This is a genomic window from Micromonospora sp. NPDC047467 (assembly GCF_040643095.1).
Classification (GTDB): Bacteria; Actinomycetota; Actinomycetes; order Mycobacteriales; family Micromonosporaceae; genus Micromonospora.
Window position 1 is genome coordinate 573541 of sequence record NZ_JBEYTO010000001.1, and the last position, 15957, is coordinate 589497.

Here is a 15957-nt window from a genome sequence, read left to right on the forward strand (position 1 = left end):
CCCCGGCGGACACGCCGGTCAGGGCGCCCAGGGCATGGCGATGTTCCAGGTGCTGTCGGCCGCCCACAGCGCTGGCGTGTTGTACGCGTCGCCGCCGGTGCCGTTGCTGAGCCAGACCTCCGAGTTGTAGTGCCGCAGGAACTTGCCGCGGAAGTTGTACGACTCCAGCGACACGCCGCTGCCGGTCAGACCGACCCGGGCGCACCAGGTGGCGTCGGCACGCAGCAGCGCGGTCCCGTCGTTCGGCGAGTTGCGGACCCGGGACTCCTGGTGCCGCAGGTACTGCCCGGGGAAGTTGACCGACTCGAACGAGTAGCAGTTGGTGTCGGCCAGGCCGGGCCGGATGGTGTACGTGGCGTCGTTCTTGAGCAGGGCCGAGCTGCTCGCCTCGACCACCTCGGTGTACGCCAGGCTGTTCTGGTGGCGCAGGTACCTGTTCGTGTAGCCGGGCGTGGTCACCTGCAACGACCGGCGGGTGTTGACCGGCAGGGCGACGGGTGCGGAGCTGCCGATCGACTTCGAGGCGTTGATGAGGGCGGTGTTGGCGGCGCGGACCCGGGCCTGATCCATCTTGATCACCTGCCGGTCGTAGGTGAGGAAGCCGTTCAGCTCCCCCTCCTGATCGGTGATCTCGGTGTAGACGGAGACGCTGAGCCCCTTGCCGAGCATCAGGTTCTGGGTGCCCTGCACCAGCCCCACGTAGCGATCGGTGAGCGCCGCCGACGTGGGTTGCCACTCGTAGGCGAAGAACTGGCCGTTGGGGCTGTATTCGTGGCCGGGCGTGTGCAGGCCCAGACCGCCGAACTCGCCGAGCACGGCGATCCGGCTGCCCGAGGGCGAGGGGGAGTCCGGCCCCAGGTAGACGTGCCAGTCGTCGATGTCGCCGTTGCCGGGGTTGCCGAGCGACTGGCAGCAGTTGTAGCCACTGTGGGTGTTGACCAGCCGGGTGGGATCCTGGTTCTTGATGTTCTGCCCGACCCGCCGGGTGTCGGCCAGGTTCCGCTCACCCCAACCCTCGTTGTACGTCGTGTAGGCGACGACCGCCGGGGAGCTGCGATGCTCGTCGACGATCTCCCGCGCCTCGGTCTCGAACTGCGCCTGCTGGGCGTCGTTGGCGTCGACGTCCTGTGCGGTCATCGACGGGATGTCCTGCCAGACAAGCAGGCCGAGGCGGTCGGCATGGTAGAACCAGCGCTGCGGCTCGACCTTGATGTGTTTGCGAACCATGTTGAAGCCGAGGTCCTTGTGCTTCTGCAGGTCGAAGGCGAGCGCCGCGTCGGTGGGTGCGGTGTACAAACCGTCCGGCCAGAAGCCCTGGTCGAGGGTGCCGACCTGGAACACGAACTGACCGTTGAGCTTGGGGCGCAGCACCCCGTTCACCAGGCCCGTGGTGATCTCGCGCATGCCGAAGTAGTGCGTGGTGCGGTCCACCGTCGCGCCGCCGGCGTTGCGCAGCGTGACCCGCAGGTTGTAGAGGAACGGGTCGTCGGGTGACCAGCGGCGCGCGTTGGGCACCGGCACACTGAACTCGGTGAAGCCGCCGGTGGCCGAGCCGACCACGGTGCTGCCGTTCAGCGCCTCGGCGAGCACGCTGTGACCGCTGACGTCGCCCCGGGTGAAGACCCGTACGCGCAGGGTGTTGTTGGCGAGGTTCGGGTAGACGTCCACGCTGCTGATCGACGCGGCCGGCACGGGCTCCATCCACACCGTCTGCCAGATGCCGGAGCTGGGCGTGTAGAAGATCCCGCTGGGTGTCTTGGTCTGCTTGCCGATCGCCGGGAGACTGCCGTTCTGCCGGGTGTCGGTGGGGTCCCACACCTTGACGACGATCTCGTTCGAGCCGGCACGCAGTTGCGGGGTCACGTCGAAGGTGAAGGCGTCGTAGCCGCCGGTGTGCGCCCCGACGCGTACGCCGTTGACCCAGACGGTGCTCTGCCAGTCGACCGCGCCGAAGTGCAGCAGCGTCCGTCGGCCCGACCAGTTCGGCGGGACGGTGACCGTACGCCGGTAGAAGAGGTAGTTGCGGTTGTCGTTGGCGGCCCGCTGGATCCCGGAGAGGGCGCTCTCCACCGGGAACGGCACGTTTACCCGTTCGGGCAGGTTGGTGCCGAACTGGGGGGCGTCGTCGGTGGCGGACTGTCGCAGCTGCCACTCACCGTTGAGGTTGAGCCAGTCCGGTCGGGTCATCTGCGGTCGCGGGTACTCCGGCAGCGGTGTGCCGACCAGCGCCTGACTGGTCCAGGGGGTGGTCAGCGGCGGGGTCTTGGCCGGGGCGGCCTGTGCCTCCCGGGTGGGCGCGGCGAGTACGCCGGCGACCAGGGTGAGGATGAGTAGCAGGGGCAGGGCGGGGCGGATGGGGACTCGACGTGTCATGCCGTCTCCGGGGGACGAGTCGCCGCGGGCGGTGCAGCTGGCCCGAAGCGCGCGGGCGGTGGGCATCCGGTGGTCGCTGGGCAGGGGCGGAGGACGTCGGCGGGGGTTCCATCAACGACGATCGGCAACACTATTGACATCCGCCGTATCTATATAACGTTATAGATGAGCGGCGGACGTTCGGTCAATGTCTGTCGATGCATACTCGGGTGGTCCGCGCCGACCGCCACCCTCGGGTGGTCTCCGGAAAGGGTGGGTCGATGGGCGTCAGCCTGAAGGACATCGCCGAGCGCGCGGGTGTCTCGCTGGCCACTGTCTCCAATGTGGTCAACGGATACCGACCGGTGGGGGAGCGGACCCGCCAGCGCGTGCAGCAGGCGGTCGACGAACTCGGCTACAGCCCCAACCTCAGCGCCCGGCACCTACGCCGGGGGCGTACCGGGTTGATCGCCCTGGCCATTCCGGAGCTGACCAACCCCTACTTCGCCGAGCTTGCCGAGATCGCCATCCGGGAGGCGGCCGGGCTCGGCTACACCCTGGTGATGGAGAACACCGCCGCCGACCGCGATGCGGAACAGCTGCTCCTCGACGGCTCCCGGCGCCAGATCATCGACGGTCTGATTCTCAGCCCGGTACGCGTCGGCCGCGCCGAGGTGCTCGACCGCAGGGCCGGCACCCCCCTGGTGCTCATCGGCGAGGGCGTCTACGACACGCCGTACGACCACATCGCCATCGACAACGTGGCCGCGAGCCACGCGGCGATCCGGCACCTGGTGGCGATCGGCCGCCGCCGGATAGCGTTCATCGGCGCGCCACCCGGCGACGAGCGACAGTCGGCGCAGTTGCGCCTCCGTGGCTACCGGGAGGCCCTGGCCACGGCCGGCCTGCCGTTCAGCCCTCAGTTGGTCGCCCGCACCGACGGGTTCGACCGGATGGAGGGCAGGCGCGCCATGCGGGACCTCCTCGCCCTCGACGAGCCACCGGACGCGGTGTTCGGCTACAACGACCTGATCGCGATAGGCGCGCTGCGTGCCCTCACCGAGGCCGGCCGCCGGGTGCCCGAGGATGTCGCGGTGGTCGGCATCGACGACATCGAGGAGGGGCGGTTCGGCGCGCCGACCCTCACCACCATCGCGCCGGACAAGGAGGCGATCGGCCGGCTGGCGGTGCGGCGCCTCGTCGCCCGGATCGAGAGCACGCCGGTGGCCGGCCCGCTCACGGTGCAGACGCCGTTCCAGCTGATCCGCCGGGAGAGCACCGCCGCGCGGGCCGGCTGAACCGGCCCGCGCAAGCCACTACACCGGCCCGCAGACGCGCGGCGCTGTCAGCCGGCGGGGCGGGGTTCGATGCCGAACTGTTCGCAGGCCTCCCGGTACATCCGGACCACCTCGCGGCGGATCTCGGCACGTTCGGTGAGCCGGTGGGCGAACGGGACCCGGACCGCCACATCGAGGCCGTCCACCGTGGCCACGAAGTCCATCCCGTCGGCGTCCAGACCGGTCGTCCGGGCCTGGGTGGCCGTCGGGCAGCCGCCGAGAGAGCGGCAGATCAGCAGGGTGTCCGCGGCGTGGTCGTCGTTCATGTGCCGGCTGACGGCAGCGACCACGTCCGGGCCGAACGGCTGCCCGCTCATGCCACGGCCGCCGTGGCATCGGTGCCGCCACCGGCCGGCACGTGTCCGGCCAGCGCGGCGAAGACGTCGGTGTTGTGCTGGTATGCCACGAGTACCTCCTCCAGCAGCGCGTTCGCCGTCGCCTCGTCGAGCGGCAGCGCGTCCAACCGGGCCCGGTAGGCGTCCTTGTACACCTTGGGGCGCGGGATGTCGTCGAAGCGGTAGAAGGCCACCCCCGCTCCGTCGTCGAGACCGTAGTGTCGGGCCACCGACCGGCCGATGTGCAAGCCGCCGGACAGGTCGCCCAGGTAACGGGTGTAGTGGTGGGCGATGAAGCGCTCCGGCGAGTCCGCACGGACCTCCCGGATCCGCTCTACGTACGCCACGGTGGCCGGAGTCCGTACGGTCCGGTCGGCCCAGTCGGGGCCGACCAGGTGCGCCAGATCCGCTTCGAGGGCGGGGAGCCGGATCAGCGCGGCGTCGACGAAGGGCCCGGCCAGCGGGTCATCGCGCAACCGGTCACCGGCGGCCTCCAGCGCGGCGTAGATGGCGTGGTGCTGCACCACCAGGTCGGCGTATCCGGCCAGGTCGAGCTCTCCGGCCAGCAGGGCGGAGACGTACCGCTGGGACTCCGCGGTCTCGTGGGCTCCCGCGGTGGCGGCCCGGACGCGGGCCGAGAACGGGGTCGTGGTGTCACTCATGTCTTCTCCGAAGTCGCGGTAAGGCCGGTCGATGGCGTCGTTGACGGGTGCGCGGCGGGGTGGTGGCGAAGGGGTACGACCAGCGGCAGTTGGTTGCGCGGGTGCGGGACGACCTCGATGTCGTGCCGGTACACCTCGCTGAGCAGCGCGGCGGTGAGCACCTCGGCGGGTGGGCCGACGGCGCGGACCCGGCCGTCGCCGAGCAGGGTGATCACATCGGCGTACGCCCCGGCCAGAGCCAGGTCGTGCAGCACGACGACGACGGCGTCCCCGTCTGCGGCGCGATCCCGGGCGATCCGCATGACCAACTCCTGATGGTGCAGGTCGAGCGCGGCGGTCGGCTCGTCGAGCAGGAGGACCGCAGCGCGCTGGGCCAGCACCCGGGCCAGCGCGGCGCGGGCCTGCTCCCCACCGGAGAGCGACGGGAACTGCCGGGAGGCGAGGCGGGCGACGTCGCACAGGCTCATGGCCTCGGCGACGATGGCGTCGTCCTGCTCCTCCTCGGGCAGACCGGCCCACGGCGCCCGTCCCATCCGGACCGTCTCCTCGACCGTGAAGGGGAAGCTCAGGGTGCTGCGCTGGGTCAACACCGCCCGGCGCATGGCCAACTCCGCCGGTGACCACTCCCGCAGCGCGCGGCCGTCCACCTCGATGGTGCCGGTGGCCGGCAGATCGCCGCTGATCGCGGCCAGCAGGGTGGACTTGCCGGCGCCGTTCGGGCCGACCAGGGCGTGCACCTCGCCGGCGCGTACCCGCAGGTCGACCTGGTCCAGCACGGGCCGGCCGGCGCGCTGCACCCGCAGTCCGGCGACGTCGATGCGTACGTCCGGGGTGTGGGTCGGCGCGTGCGGCGGGGCGACCCGCCGTCGCCGGCCGAACAGCCGGAAACGTTCGGCGCCCATCCGTTCGGTCCGGCTCATCCCCAACCTCCGGAGCGTTCCCGGGTGCGCCGCAGCAGCCAGAAAAACGCAGGCCCGCCGACCACCGCCGTCAGCACGCCGAGCGGAAGTTCCTGGTGCTCGACGATGGTACGGGCGAAGAGGTCGGCGAGGACCACCACGATCGCACCGCCGAGCGCGCTGGCCGGCAGCAGCACCCGGTGGCCCGGCCCGGCGACCATCCGCACCAGGTGCGGGACGACCAGGCCGACGAAGCTGATGATGCCGGTGAAGGCGACCGCGGCGGCCCCGAGCAGCGCGGTGACCACGATCATGCGGATCCGCAGCCGCTCCACGTCGACGCCGAGGTGCCGGGCCGAGCGCTCGCCGAGCGCGAGCAGGTCGAGCCGGCGGGCGTCGACGAGAGCGACGGCCAGACCGAGTGCCAGGCACGGCGCGGCCAGATAGACCGCCGACCAGTTGGCCTGGGCCAGGCTGCCGAGGTTCCAGAAGGCGATGGACTGTACGCCGGACTCGTCGGCGACAAACATGAGCAGCCCGATGGCCGCCCCGGCGACCGCGTTGACCGCGACGCCGGTGAGCACCAGGGTCACCACCTCGGTCCGGCCGTTGGACCGGGCCAGCAGGTAGACCAGGTACGTGGTGACGAGCCCACCGGCGAACGCGGCCGCCGGCACGGTCCAGGCGCCGAGGACGGTGACCCCGGCGGCGATGGCCAGCGCGGCGCCGACCGCGGCTCCGGCGGAGACGCCGATGACACCTGGCTCGGCCAGTGGGTTGCCGAAGACGCCCTGCATGATGGCCCCGGCAGAGCCGAGCGCGGCGCCGACCACGGCGGCGAGCACCACCCGGGGAAAGCGGACGATCCAGAGCGCGTTCTCGCCCTGTGGGGCGGCTGGCAGGCTGCCGACGTCCAGACCGAGCCGGTGCAGGATCGAGCCGAGCACCTCGGCCGGGGAGATCTGGACCTGCCCGCGACCCGCCGCGACCAGGGCGACCACCAGCAGGGCGAGCGCGAGCCCGGCGACCAGCAGCCGGCCACGCCGGGGGTGCTTCCCGGCGGGGCGTCCGGGGCCCGGCCGTGCGACGGGACGTGTGTCCACATCGGTCATGACGCCGCTCCGCACGCGTGTACGGCGCGGGCCAGGGCCTGGACGGCCTGCCCGGAACGGGTGCCGAAGGTGAGCAGGACGCCGTCGTCCATGTCGACGATCCGACGGGCGGCACCAGCGGGGGTCTGCGCGACGCCGGGGAGTTTCAGCAACCCGTCGACACCGCCGACGGATGCCAGCCCACCGCTCATCACCAGGATCACGTCCGGGGCGGCGTTGATCAGGCCTTCGCTGGTCAGCGGACGGAACTTCGACAGCCCGATCGCGCTGCCGGCGTCCTCGCCGCCCGCTGCCTCGATCATGGCGTCGGATCCGGCGCCCTCGCCGCCGATCAGGTAGACACCGGCGGTGCCGCGCAGGTAGAGGAAGGCGACCCGGGGTGCCGTGTTCCGGGGTACGCCGCGCTTCGCCTCGGCGATCTCGCCTTCGACCCGGCTGACGAGCTGGTCGCCGGCCTCGACGACGCCGAGAGCGGCGGCGACCGCGCGGACGTGTGCACCCACCCCGGCGAGCGTCTGCTCGGCATCGACCAGCACGACCGGGATCCCGGAGGCGCGGAACTGCTTCAGCGCCTCCGGTGGGCCGATGCTGTCGTCGGCGATGATCACGCTCGGGCTCAGGTCGAGCACCGCCTCGGCGGAGAGGTCGTGCCCGGCCGGGGTGACCACGGGCAGGTGCGCGGCGGCGGGGAAGGTGGTGGCGGTGTCCCGGCCGATGACGTTGCCGCCGAGGCCGAGACTGAACACGATCTCGGCGATCGAGCCGTACAGGTTCACCGGCAGGATCCGGTCGGCGTTGGTGACCGTGGTGCGGACGCCGTCGGCGGAGGTGATGGTCACCGGCAGGGCGGGAACCGGTGTCGGGGTGAGCGGTGTGACGTCGGACTGGCCGACGGTGGCGGTGACCGGACCGCAGGTGGTGGCCGACGGGGCGGCGACGGTCTGCTCGGCGCAGCCGAACGCGGTGCCGGCGAGCAGGACGAGCAGGGCGGAGAGGACGGCGGTGCGGCGGTTCACTGGGCCAGCTTCCGTCGCCGGCGGCGCAGTCCGATCAGGAGCGTCACGAGCACGAGGATCGCGCCGAGCGCGACCGGCCACCAGCGGCCGACGTCGACGTTCGATGCCGCGCTGACCCGGGTGACCTCGGCCTGCGCGGACGCGGTGCCGACCGCCGGGGCGGTGCCGCCCGCGTCGACCGGTGCGCCGCCGGTCGCGCCGCCAGCGGCGGTCCCGGCGGCCGACGGAAGGGCCGCGGTCGACGGCCCGGCGGCGGACGTGCCGGCGCTGCCCGGCTGGGCCGCACCGGCGGCGGTGCCACTGCCGGTCGCGCGTGGTGCCGCGCTGCTGCGGCTCGGTGCGGGCGCGGCGGCGAAGGTCACCGGCACCCGTACGTCCTGGGATCGGTCGGCGGGTCGGGTGTGGTCGGTGCGGGTGGCGACCACGCACCGGCGAACCGTGCAGTCGACGTCGCCGATCGTCGGGGTGATCTTCACGGTGACCCGGAACGAGCCACCCGAGCCGTATGGGGTTGCCAGGTCACCCGCGTAGCTGGGCGGGTTGTTCGAAATCCAGTGCGAGGCGCCGAGGCTGCCGCTGGTGTCGGCTCCGCCGCCGCAGGGTGTCGGTGTCTGGCCGGCGCCGTTGTCGATGCAGTATCCGACGTAGATGCCCTTGGTGGTGTCGTACCCACTGCCGGTGACGGTGACGCTCGTCCCGGCCCGGCTCACCCCGGTGCTCGGCGTGGCGGTGAGGGTCTGACCTCCGGGGCCGCGGGCGGTGCCGGCGTATGCCGGAAGCGCACCGACGACGACACTCACCGTAATCAAGGCGGCGGGCAGAGCGGCGCGACGCAGTGCTCGCATCGGACTCCTCACAAGATGTATCGCCAGGGAACTAGCTAAGGTTTGGCTAACCTAAGTTAGAAACGTGCAGGTCACAAGGGGTTCTTCGGATGAAGATCTTTTAGCCGAACGAGTGAGGGTGTACTTAGTTAGGTTTGCCTAACCTTTGCGGGTCCGCAGTGCGTTCCGTGAAGGGAAACAACATGGTCCGATCCAGAGCCGGTACCGCCTGGCGCCGGTCGATGCTGTGGGCGGCAATCGTCGCCCTCGGCGCGTCGGCCGCCCTCGTAGGGGCCGGCCCCGCCTCGGCGGCCGAGGCCGAGATCACCGGAGGCAGCCTGAACTGGGGTTTCAAGTCGTCGTTCCGCAGCTACGTGAAGACCGGCAACGGGAATCCGCCGCTCGCGGCGAGTGACGGCGCCACCATCAAGGCCGACGGGACCTTCACCTTCCCGTCGACGGGTGGCACCCACGACCCCGCCACCGGGGCGATCACCGCCGAGTACGGCGGGAAGGTCGTCTTCTCCTACCCGGCGCACTTCTTCACCATCACCCTGGCCAACCCGACGGTCTCCGTCTCCGGCGGCTCCGCCGAGTTGAAGGCCGACGTGGAACTGGTCACCAACGAGGTCGAGCCGGTCTCGGTCCACCAGGCCACCATCGCCACCATCGCCGGCAACCCCGCCAGCAGTGGCGGTACGGTGACCGGCACCAACCTGGCGGCCACGCTGACCGCCGCGGGTGCCAGCGCCTTCAACGGCTTCTACGCCGCCGGCGAGGCGCTCGACCCGCTGTCGTTCACCTTCACCACGGGCGATGCCGAACCGGCCGGCCCGGCGGTCACCGTCACCCCGCCCGGCGGGCTCGACCCGAACGGGTCGACCATCACCGTGCGGGGCAGCGGCTTCGACCCGGAGGCCAACGGCGCGGCCGGCTTCTACGTCTCCTTCGGACCGAAGGTCGCCGAGCACTGGGCCAACGCGGGAATCCTGCAGACCACCAAGTGGGTGAACAAGACCAACGAGCCGACCGACGCCCGGGACCGGCTCAACGCCGACGGCACCTTCAACACCACCCTGTCGGTCAGCGCGGCCTACACCGCCCGTACCGGTGAGGAGGTCGACTGCATCGCCGTGCAGTGCTACGTGATCACCTTCGCCGCCCGCGGCTCGGCCGACCGCAGCCAGGACACCTTCACCCCGGTCACCTTCGCCGGCGGTGGTTCGGGCGGCGCGAACGCCAGTCAGCGGATCACCGCCACCGTCACCGGCGGCCCGCTGACCCTCGGTGTGGCCGGTGACACGGTCGCCCTGCCCGCGGTGAGCAACGGCCAGGTCGCCAGCGGGGCGCTGCACGCCGCCACGGTGGCGGACCTGCGCGGCACCAACGCCGGCTGGAGCCTGGTCGGTCAGGTCTCCGACTTCACCTCGGCCGGCGGCAGCATCGCCGCCGACAACCTGGGCTGGGTGCCGAGCGCCAGCGTGGTCGCCGACCCCCTGGGTGGTACGCCCGGTGTGGTCACCCCGGGTGCGACCGCCGCACCCGGTGCCGGCCTGGGTGGGGCGCGTGCGCTCTGCACCTCGCCCACCGGCACGAGCAACGGCACCTTCAACTGCGGTGCCCAGCTCAACCTGGGGATCCCGGCGTCGGCCACGGCCGGCGACTACGCCGCGACCCTCACCCTGACCCTCTCCTAGGTCAGCGTCGGTAGCCGGTGGGGCGGGAACTCCCCGTCCCGCCCCACCGGCCCGACCGCACCTGGTAACACCCCGGAGCCGCACCCATGCCTCGCACCACCGCCCTGTCCCGGACCTGCGCCGCGCTCGTCGCCGTGCTGGCCGTGACGGTCCCGGCCTCGCTGGCCGTCGCCGCACCGAGCCCCACCCCTGCTCCGGCCGCCGGCAACTCGGTCGCGCGGTGGGCGGTACAGCCGTCCAGCCCCGACGGGCCCACCGGACGCAACTACTTCATCTACGACCTGACACCCGGCAGCACGCTCACCGACCATCTCGGCGTCACCAACCTGAGCGATCGGCCGCTCACCTTCGACGTGTACGGCACCGACGCCCACACCACGACCGACGGCGCGTTCGCCCTGCTCCCCGCCGACCAGGCCGCCGTGGACGTGGGCTCCTGGATGCGCCTGGAGCAGCGTCGCTGGACGGTGCCGCCCGGCAAGCGGGCCGACATCCCGTTCCGGCTGACCGTGCCGAAGAACGCCTCCCCGGGCGACCACGCCGGTGGGATGATCGCCTCCCTGTGGCAGGCCGGCACCACCGCCGACGGTCAGCGGGTCCGAATGGACCAGCGGCTCGCGGCCCGGGTCTACCTCCGGGTGACCGGGGAGGTGCGACCCGCCGTCGCCGTCGAGTCGGTCACGGTGGCGTACGACAATCCGGTCAACCCGCTCGGCGGCGGCGACCTGACGGTCAGCTACCTGCTGCGCAACACCGGCAATGTTCGGGTCGGCGGAACGGGCTCGGTCATCGTCGACGGGCCCTTCGGCTGGGAACTCGCCCGGACCGCCCCCGTGGACCTACCGGAGTTGCTGCCCGGCGCCACCTTCGCGGTGACCGAACGGATCACCGGGGTTCCGCCGACACTGCGCTTGTCCGCCACTGTGGACCTCGCCCCGACCACCACCGACACCGCGCTACCTCCGGTGCTCCGCACGGCGGGCGTCTGGGCACCCCCGTGGCTGCTCATCGCCCTGCTCGCCACGGCGGTCGGCTGGTTCGGCGTACGGCGCTGGCGTCGCCGCTCCGCCACCCGCCCGGCGTCCACGACCACCGCATCGCCGTCCGCGAGCAGGGCACCGACCGCTGCTGAGCCGCGCGGTGGCGACCCGCGCGGTGCTGAGCCGCTCAGCGGCACGTCGTGAAGCGGCTTGCCCTGCTCGTCGTCTCTGTCGTCGCCGTCCTGCTGTCGTCCACCGGGTCGGCCCTCGGCACCGACCGGGCACCTGACGTTCAGCCCCGCGTGGCGCTGCCCGAGGGGACCCACCGGGTGGGAGACCGGGTGCTGGTGGCGCTCGACGGTTGGCCGGCCGGCGTGGTCCAGATCGAGGTCTGCGGCAACGAGGGCCGTCGGGGCGCGCTCGACTGCGCGACGGAGCGGGCCACCGACGGCCAGGTGCGGGCCACCGGCAGCGCCCGGGTGCCGGTGTTGCTCGCCGCGCCGCCGGTCGCCTGCCCCTGTCTGCTGCGCGTACGGACCCCGACTGGCGCGACCACCGCCACGGTGGCTCTGCCGCTGGCGGGCGTATCCACTCCGGCCGCCGTGACGACCGGGCCGGCGGTGCTGACCCTGGCCGGCCTGCACGCGGTGGACGAGTCCGGGGTGGGCGGCTGGTTCGGCCTGCCCGGCGAGATGACCGTGCGGCTCACCCTGCACAACCCGGGCTCCGTCGACGTGATCGAGCCACCGGTCACGGTGCTCGCCGGCCGCCCCGGGCGGGTGCACACGATGGTGGCCGCCCCGCCCGTCGGTACCGTCCCCGCCGGGCAGAGCCGTGACTACGTGATCCGGGTGCCGCTGAGCGTGACGACCATGGGCCGGTACGAGGTGCACGGACTGATCGAGCCCGCGGCCGGGCCGCTGCCCTTCGTGGTGGCCACCACGCGGCACCCGTGGGGTCTGCTCGCGGTGCCGGTGGCGCTGCCCGCTCTGCTGCTCGCCGGCGCCGGCCGGCGTGTCAGACGGAGATGACCACTTTCGCCCGGGCGTGTTCACCTTCGAGGTACCGGATGGCGTCGGGCACCTCGTGGAGCGGATAGGTCCGGTCGACGATCGGCGTGAGGCGGCCGGCCTCGGCGTGGGCGCGCAGCGATTCGAGGTGCTGCCGGCTGGGGGCCGCGGTGAGGGTGACGATGCGCTGCCGGACGAACGGCGCCAGCAGCCGTCCGCGAGCGAGGAGCCAGACCGGTCCGACGAGGCTTCTGCCGTGGTAGACCCCGCCGCCGGAGAGCACCAGCGTCCCGGTCGGGGTGAGCGCCCGCCGGAGCGCGGTGAGTGAGCGGTTGCCGACCAGGTCGAACACGACGTCGTGTCGGCGTGCGTCGTGGGTGAAGTCGTCGCGCGTGTAGTCGACGATGTGGTCGGCGCCGAGAGCGCGGACCAGGTCGACGTTGCGGGTGCTGCACACCCCGGTCACGGTCGCGCCGAGCGCCTTGGCCAGTTGCACGGCGAGGGTGCCGACACCGCCGGAGGCGCCGTTGACGAGGACACGGTGCCCTGGCTGGACCTGCGCGACATCGCACAGTCCCATGAGCGCGGTGACGCCGGCCAGCGGCAGCGCGGCGGCCTGCTGCGGTGTCAGGTTCGCCGGGGTCGGTGCGACCAGGTTCGCGGGCACGCACACGTACTCGGCGAAGGCGCCGTTGGCGTCGCCGAGATCGCCGAAGACGGCGTCGCCCGGGCGGACCTGTCCAACGTCGGCGCCGACCGCCTCGACGCGGCCGGCGAAGTCGCGGCCACGGATTCGCGCGCGGGGCCGTGACCCGCCCATGGCCAACCGCGCCATCCGTGGCTCGCCCCGCATGATGTGCCAGTCGTACGCGTTGAGCGCGGCGGCCTCGACCCGCACGAGCACCTCGTCGTCGGCGGGCACCGGCATGTCGACGTCCGCGAGTTGGAGCGTCTCCGGCGGGCCGTACCGGTCCTGGACGATCGCCTTCATCTTCGCCTCCCTCTCAGGTGTACGGCGTACACCTTGATACCGACAGCGTAGGTGTACGCCGTACACCAGTCAATGCGGTTATGGTTTCTACCGCCGCCGGAAGACGAGGATCGAGATGGCTGAGCAGGTGGAGATGCTGCGCCGGACGCCGCTGAGCAGGGATCGGATCCTGCGCGCCGCCGTCGCGCTCGCCGACGAGGCCGGGATCGAGTCCTTGAGCATGCGCAACCTCGCCAAGGACCTCGGGGTCGTGCCGATGGCCCTCTACAAGCACGTGGCCAACAAGGACGAGTTGCTCGACGGCATGATCGACGTGGTCGTCGCCGAGATCGACCCGCCGGCACCCGGTGACTGGAAGCACGTGGTGCGCGGGCGCATCCTCTCCGCACGGCGGGCGCTGCTGCGCCACCCCTGGGCGCCGCTCGCGATCGATACGCGGAACATGGCGACGCCGGCCGTCCTCGCCTACCTCGACTCGATGGTCGGGACGCTCCGGGCCGGCGGGTTCTCCGCCGATCTGACCCACCACGTGATGCACGCGATGGGCAGCCGGATCCTGGGCTTCAGCCAGGAGTTGTTCGACGACTCCCGGCGCGCCGGCCGGTCCGGCACGACCAACGCGGAGCCGCCAGCGCCCCTGCCGCCGGAGGTCGCGCTCCGGTTCCCGTACCTCGCGGAGATCGCCACGGCGGCGTCGCACGACGACGCCTCGGTCGTGGGGCAGGGCTGCGACGACCAGTTCGAGTTCGAGTTCGCGCTGGACCTGCTGCTGGACGGCATCGAACGGCTGCAACGGCAGGGCTGGACCTCCGCGCACCCACCCCGCTGAGCAAACGCCGCCGCCTGGCGAGATCGTGCTCGAACGCGGAAGTAGTGGCATCCCCAGCACGCGGAGGCCACTACTTCCTGGATCGAGCACGACCATGAAGGGCCGGCGGGCGCCTCGTGTCGCGGTGGTCAGCGGGCCCGCGCCGCGGCGATGACCCGTCCGCGCTCCGACTCGGGGAAGCGGTCGAGCATGGCACGCACCTCGTCCGCGCTCACGTTGGCGCCGAACAACTCGCTACCCGGTTCGAGCCGTACGCCCTCGGCGAGGCCACCGGCGACGACCGGGTCGAAGCCCAGCGCGTCCACGAGGGAGGCGACCGCGGTGAGGTCGGCGGCGTCGTCGCCGGCGATGGCGATGGCCTTGCGGTCGGCCGCTCCCGCCGGCCGCGCCCCCTCCTCGAGATCGTGGTAGCCCATGTGGTTGAACGCCTTGACGACCCGCGCGCCGGGCAGGAACGCCCGCACGGTCTCACTGGACGACGTGCCCGGGTCGGTGAGGTCGTCGCGGATGCCGTCGACCTCCCACCAGTAGTTCATGGCGTCGATCACGAGCTTGCCGCGCAGCGCCTCGGCGGGAACGGTGCGGTACCTGCCCAGCGGCAGGGCGAGGATGACCACGTCGGCGACGGCCGCCGCGTCGACCGCTGTGGTGGCGACCGCCCCGGGCGTCAGCACCTCGACGGTGAGGGCGATCTTCGCCGGATCGCCGGAGCCGGCGATGAGCACCCGGTAGCCGGCGGCGAGGGCGAGCCGGCCGAGCACGGTGCCCACCTTGCCGGCACCGAGCACGGCGAGGGTCTGGCCGTTGTCGAGCATGTCTTCCCTCCGGGTACGCACTTGACCGGTCAGCTGGCCAGCATGTCGCGGACCATGGGGATCACCGTCGAGCCGTACAGCTCGACCGCTCGCATCCGGGCACTGACCGGCTGCGCTCCCGCCGTGTAGATGAGATCGAACCGGCCGACGCCGAGGCCGCGGATCGCGTCGGCCATCCGGCGGGCCACGGTCTGCGGCGAGCCGATGTAGAGGGATCCGTGCTCCACCTCGGCGTCGAACTCGGCACGGCGGATCGGCGCCCAGCCCCGCAGCGCACCGATCCGGTCCCGCATGATCCGGTAGTGCGGCCAGTAGATCTCCTTGGCCTCCTCGTCGGTGTCGGCGATGAAGCCCGGCGAGTGCATCCCGACCGGGTGCGCGGTCGTGCCGAGCTGGTCGGCCGCCCTGCGGTACAGGTCGATGTAGGGCGCGAAGCGCTCGGGTGAGCCGCCGATGATGGCGAGCATCAGCGGGAGACCGTAGCGGGCGGTACGCACGACCGACTGCGGTGAGCCGCCCACGCCGACCCAGGTGTTCAGGTGGCCCGATTCCGTCTTCGGGAAGACGTCGGCGTTGTCCAGCGCGGCACGCAGGGTGCCGTTCCAGGTGACCGGCTTCTCGTCCAGGAGCTTCACGAACAGCTCGATCTTCTCCTCGAACAGCGTGTCGTAGTCGCGCAGGTCGTAGCCGAAGAGGGGAAAGGACTCGGTGAACGAGCCACGACCGAGGATGACCTCGGCCCGGCCGTGCGACAGCGCGTCCACCGTGGCGAAGCGCTGGAACACCCGGACCGGGTCGTCCGAGCTCAGCACTGTCACCCCGGACGCCAGCCGGATCCGCGACGTACGGGTGGCGATCCCCGCCAGCACCGTTTCCGGCGTCGACACCGAGTACTCCGGCCGGTGGTGCTCGCCCAGGGCGATGACGTCGACGCCGAGCCCGTCGGCGAGCACCGCCTCGTCGACGACCTGCCGGATCGCGGCGGCGTGCGAGAGGGGCATGCCGGCGTCGTCCTGCGGTACGTCGCCGAAGGTGTCGAGCCCGAACTCGAGGTCAGACATGGTGTGCTCCTTTGCGGTCGAACCAGCCGTGAAGGCG

General features: G+C 71.9%; 15 protein-coding genes. 5 read left to right on the forward strand and 10 right to left on the reverse strand.

Annotated features, from left to right (window positions below; translation table 11 throughout):
- Positions 1-18: 18 nt before the first annotated feature.
- A complete protein-coding gene (locus ABZ780_RS02330) occupies positions 19-2373 on the reverse strand; it encodes an AbfB domain-containing protein (protein ID WP_357483276.1) in 2355 nt (784 codons plus the stop codon).
- Between the two features lie 260 nt (positions 2374-2633).
- Between ABZ780_RS02330 and ABZ780_RS02335 the strand changes: the two genes are divergently transcribed.
- Positions 2634-3650, forward strand: coding sequence for a LacI family DNA-binding transcriptional regulator (locus ABZ780_RS02335; RefSeq protein ID WP_357483279.1), 1017 nt, complete (start codon positions 2634-2636; stop codon positions 3648-3650).
- Between the two features lie 47 nt (positions 3651-3697).
- Here the strand turns inward: ABZ780_RS02335 and ABZ780_RS02340 are convergent, their stop codons facing one another.
- From ABZ780_RS02340 to ABZ780_RS02365, 6 genes are read right to left on the reverse strand one after another with little or no spacing between them, the layout of a single operon-like run.
- The gene (locus ABZ780_RS02340; RefSeq protein WP_356999507.1) at positions 3698-4006 is read right to left on the reverse strand and encodes a DUF2470 domain-containing protein; all 309 of its coding nucleotides are present in this window, start codon (positions 4004-4006) and stop codon (positions 3698-3700) included.
- Positions 4003-4686: a biliverdin-producing heme oxygenase gene (locus tag ABZ780_RS02345; protein WP_357483282.1), complete on the reverse strand. Its 684-nt coding sequence runs from the start codon at positions 4684-4686 to the stop codon at positions 4003-4005. The genes ABZ780_RS02340 and ABZ780_RS02345 overlap by 4 nt, the downstream gene beginning before the upstream one ends.
- A complete protein-coding gene (locus tag ABZ780_RS02350) occupies positions 4683-5606 on the reverse strand; it encodes a heme ABC transporter ATP-binding protein (RefSeq protein WP_356999512.1) in 924 nt (307 codons plus the stop codon). The genes ABZ780_RS02345 and ABZ780_RS02350 overlap by 4 nt, the downstream gene beginning before the upstream one ends.
- A complete protein-coding gene (locus ABZ780_RS02355; RefSeq protein ID WP_356999515.1) occupies positions 5603-6697 on the reverse strand; it encodes an iron ABC transporter permease in 1095 nt (364 codons plus the stop codon). The genes ABZ780_RS02350 and ABZ780_RS02355 overlap by 4 nt, the downstream gene beginning before the upstream one ends.
- Entirely contained in the window at positions 6694-7713 is a 1020-nt protein-coding gene (locus ABZ780_RS02360; protein ID WP_357483285.1) for an ABC transporter substrate-binding protein, read from the reverse strand. The genes ABZ780_RS02355 and ABZ780_RS02360 overlap by 4 nt, the downstream gene beginning before the upstream one ends.
- Positions 7710-8558: a hypothetical protein gene (locus ABZ780_RS02365; RefSeq protein WP_357483288.1), complete on the reverse strand. Its 849-nt coding sequence runs from the start codon at positions 8556-8558 to the stop codon at positions 7710-7712. The genes ABZ780_RS02360 and ABZ780_RS02365 overlap by 4 nt, the downstream gene beginning before the upstream one ends.
- A gap of 182 nt (positions 8559-8740) precedes the next feature.
- On the opposite strand from ABZ780_RS02365, the gene ABZ780_RS02370 reads away from it, so the two are divergent.
- From ABZ780_RS02370 to ABZ780_RS02380, 3 genes are all read left to right on the forward strand, one after another.
- Complete coding sequence (locus ABZ780_RS02370; RefSeq protein WP_356999522.1) at positions 8741-10234, forward strand: HtaA domain-containing protein; 1494 nt, start codon at positions 8741-8743, stop codon at positions 10232-10234.
- 86 nt (positions 10235-10320) lie between these two features.
- Positions 10321-11418, forward strand: coding sequence for a DUF916 domain-containing protein (locus ABZ780_RS02375; RefSeq protein ID WP_357483290.1), 1098 nt, complete (start codon positions 10321-10323; stop codon positions 11416-11418).
- The gene (locus ABZ780_RS02380) at positions 11415-12245 is read left to right on the forward strand and encodes a hypothetical protein (RefSeq protein WP_357483293.1); all 831 of its coding nucleotides are present in this window, start codon (positions 11415-11417) and stop codon (positions 12243-12245) included. The genes ABZ780_RS02375 and ABZ780_RS02380 overlap by 4 nt, the downstream gene beginning before the upstream one ends.
- On the opposite strand, the gene ABZ780_RS02385 is transcribed toward ABZ780_RS02380, so the two are convergent.
- Positions 12232-13215 carry an NAD(P)-dependent alcohol dehydrogenase gene (locus tag ABZ780_RS02385; RefSeq protein WP_357483296.1) on the reverse strand — a complete coding sequence of 328 codons (984 nt, stop codon included), beginning with the start codon at positions 13213-13215 and terminating at the stop codon, positions 12232-12234. The genes ABZ780_RS02380 and ABZ780_RS02385 overlap by 14 nt on opposite strands.
- Positions 13216-13330: 115 nt before the next feature.
- On the opposite strand from ABZ780_RS02385, the gene ABZ780_RS02390 reads away from it, so the two are divergent.
- Complete coding sequence (locus ABZ780_RS02390; RefSeq protein WP_357483299.1) at positions 13331-14044, forward strand: TetR/AcrR family transcriptional regulator C-terminal domain-containing protein; 714 nt, start codon at positions 13331-13333, stop codon at positions 14042-14044.
- Between the two features lie 128 nt (positions 14045-14172).
- Here ABZ780_RS02390 and ABZ780_RS02395 read toward each other — a convergent pair whose 3' ends face one another.
- Both ABZ780_RS02395 and ABZ780_RS02400 read right to left on the reverse strand, forming a co-directional pair.
- On the reverse strand, positions 14173-14859 hold the full coding sequence (locus tag ABZ780_RS02395; protein ID WP_356999536.1) for an NAD(P)-binding domain-containing protein: 687 nt from the start codon (positions 14857-14859) through the stop codon (positions 14173-14175).
- Positions 14860-14888: 29 nt separating this feature from the next.
- A complete protein-coding gene (locus ABZ780_RS02400) occupies positions 14889-15920 on the reverse strand; it encodes an LLM class flavin-dependent oxidoreductase (protein WP_356999539.1) in 1032 nt (343 codons plus the stop codon).
- Positions 15921-15957 lie beyond the last annotated feature (37 nt).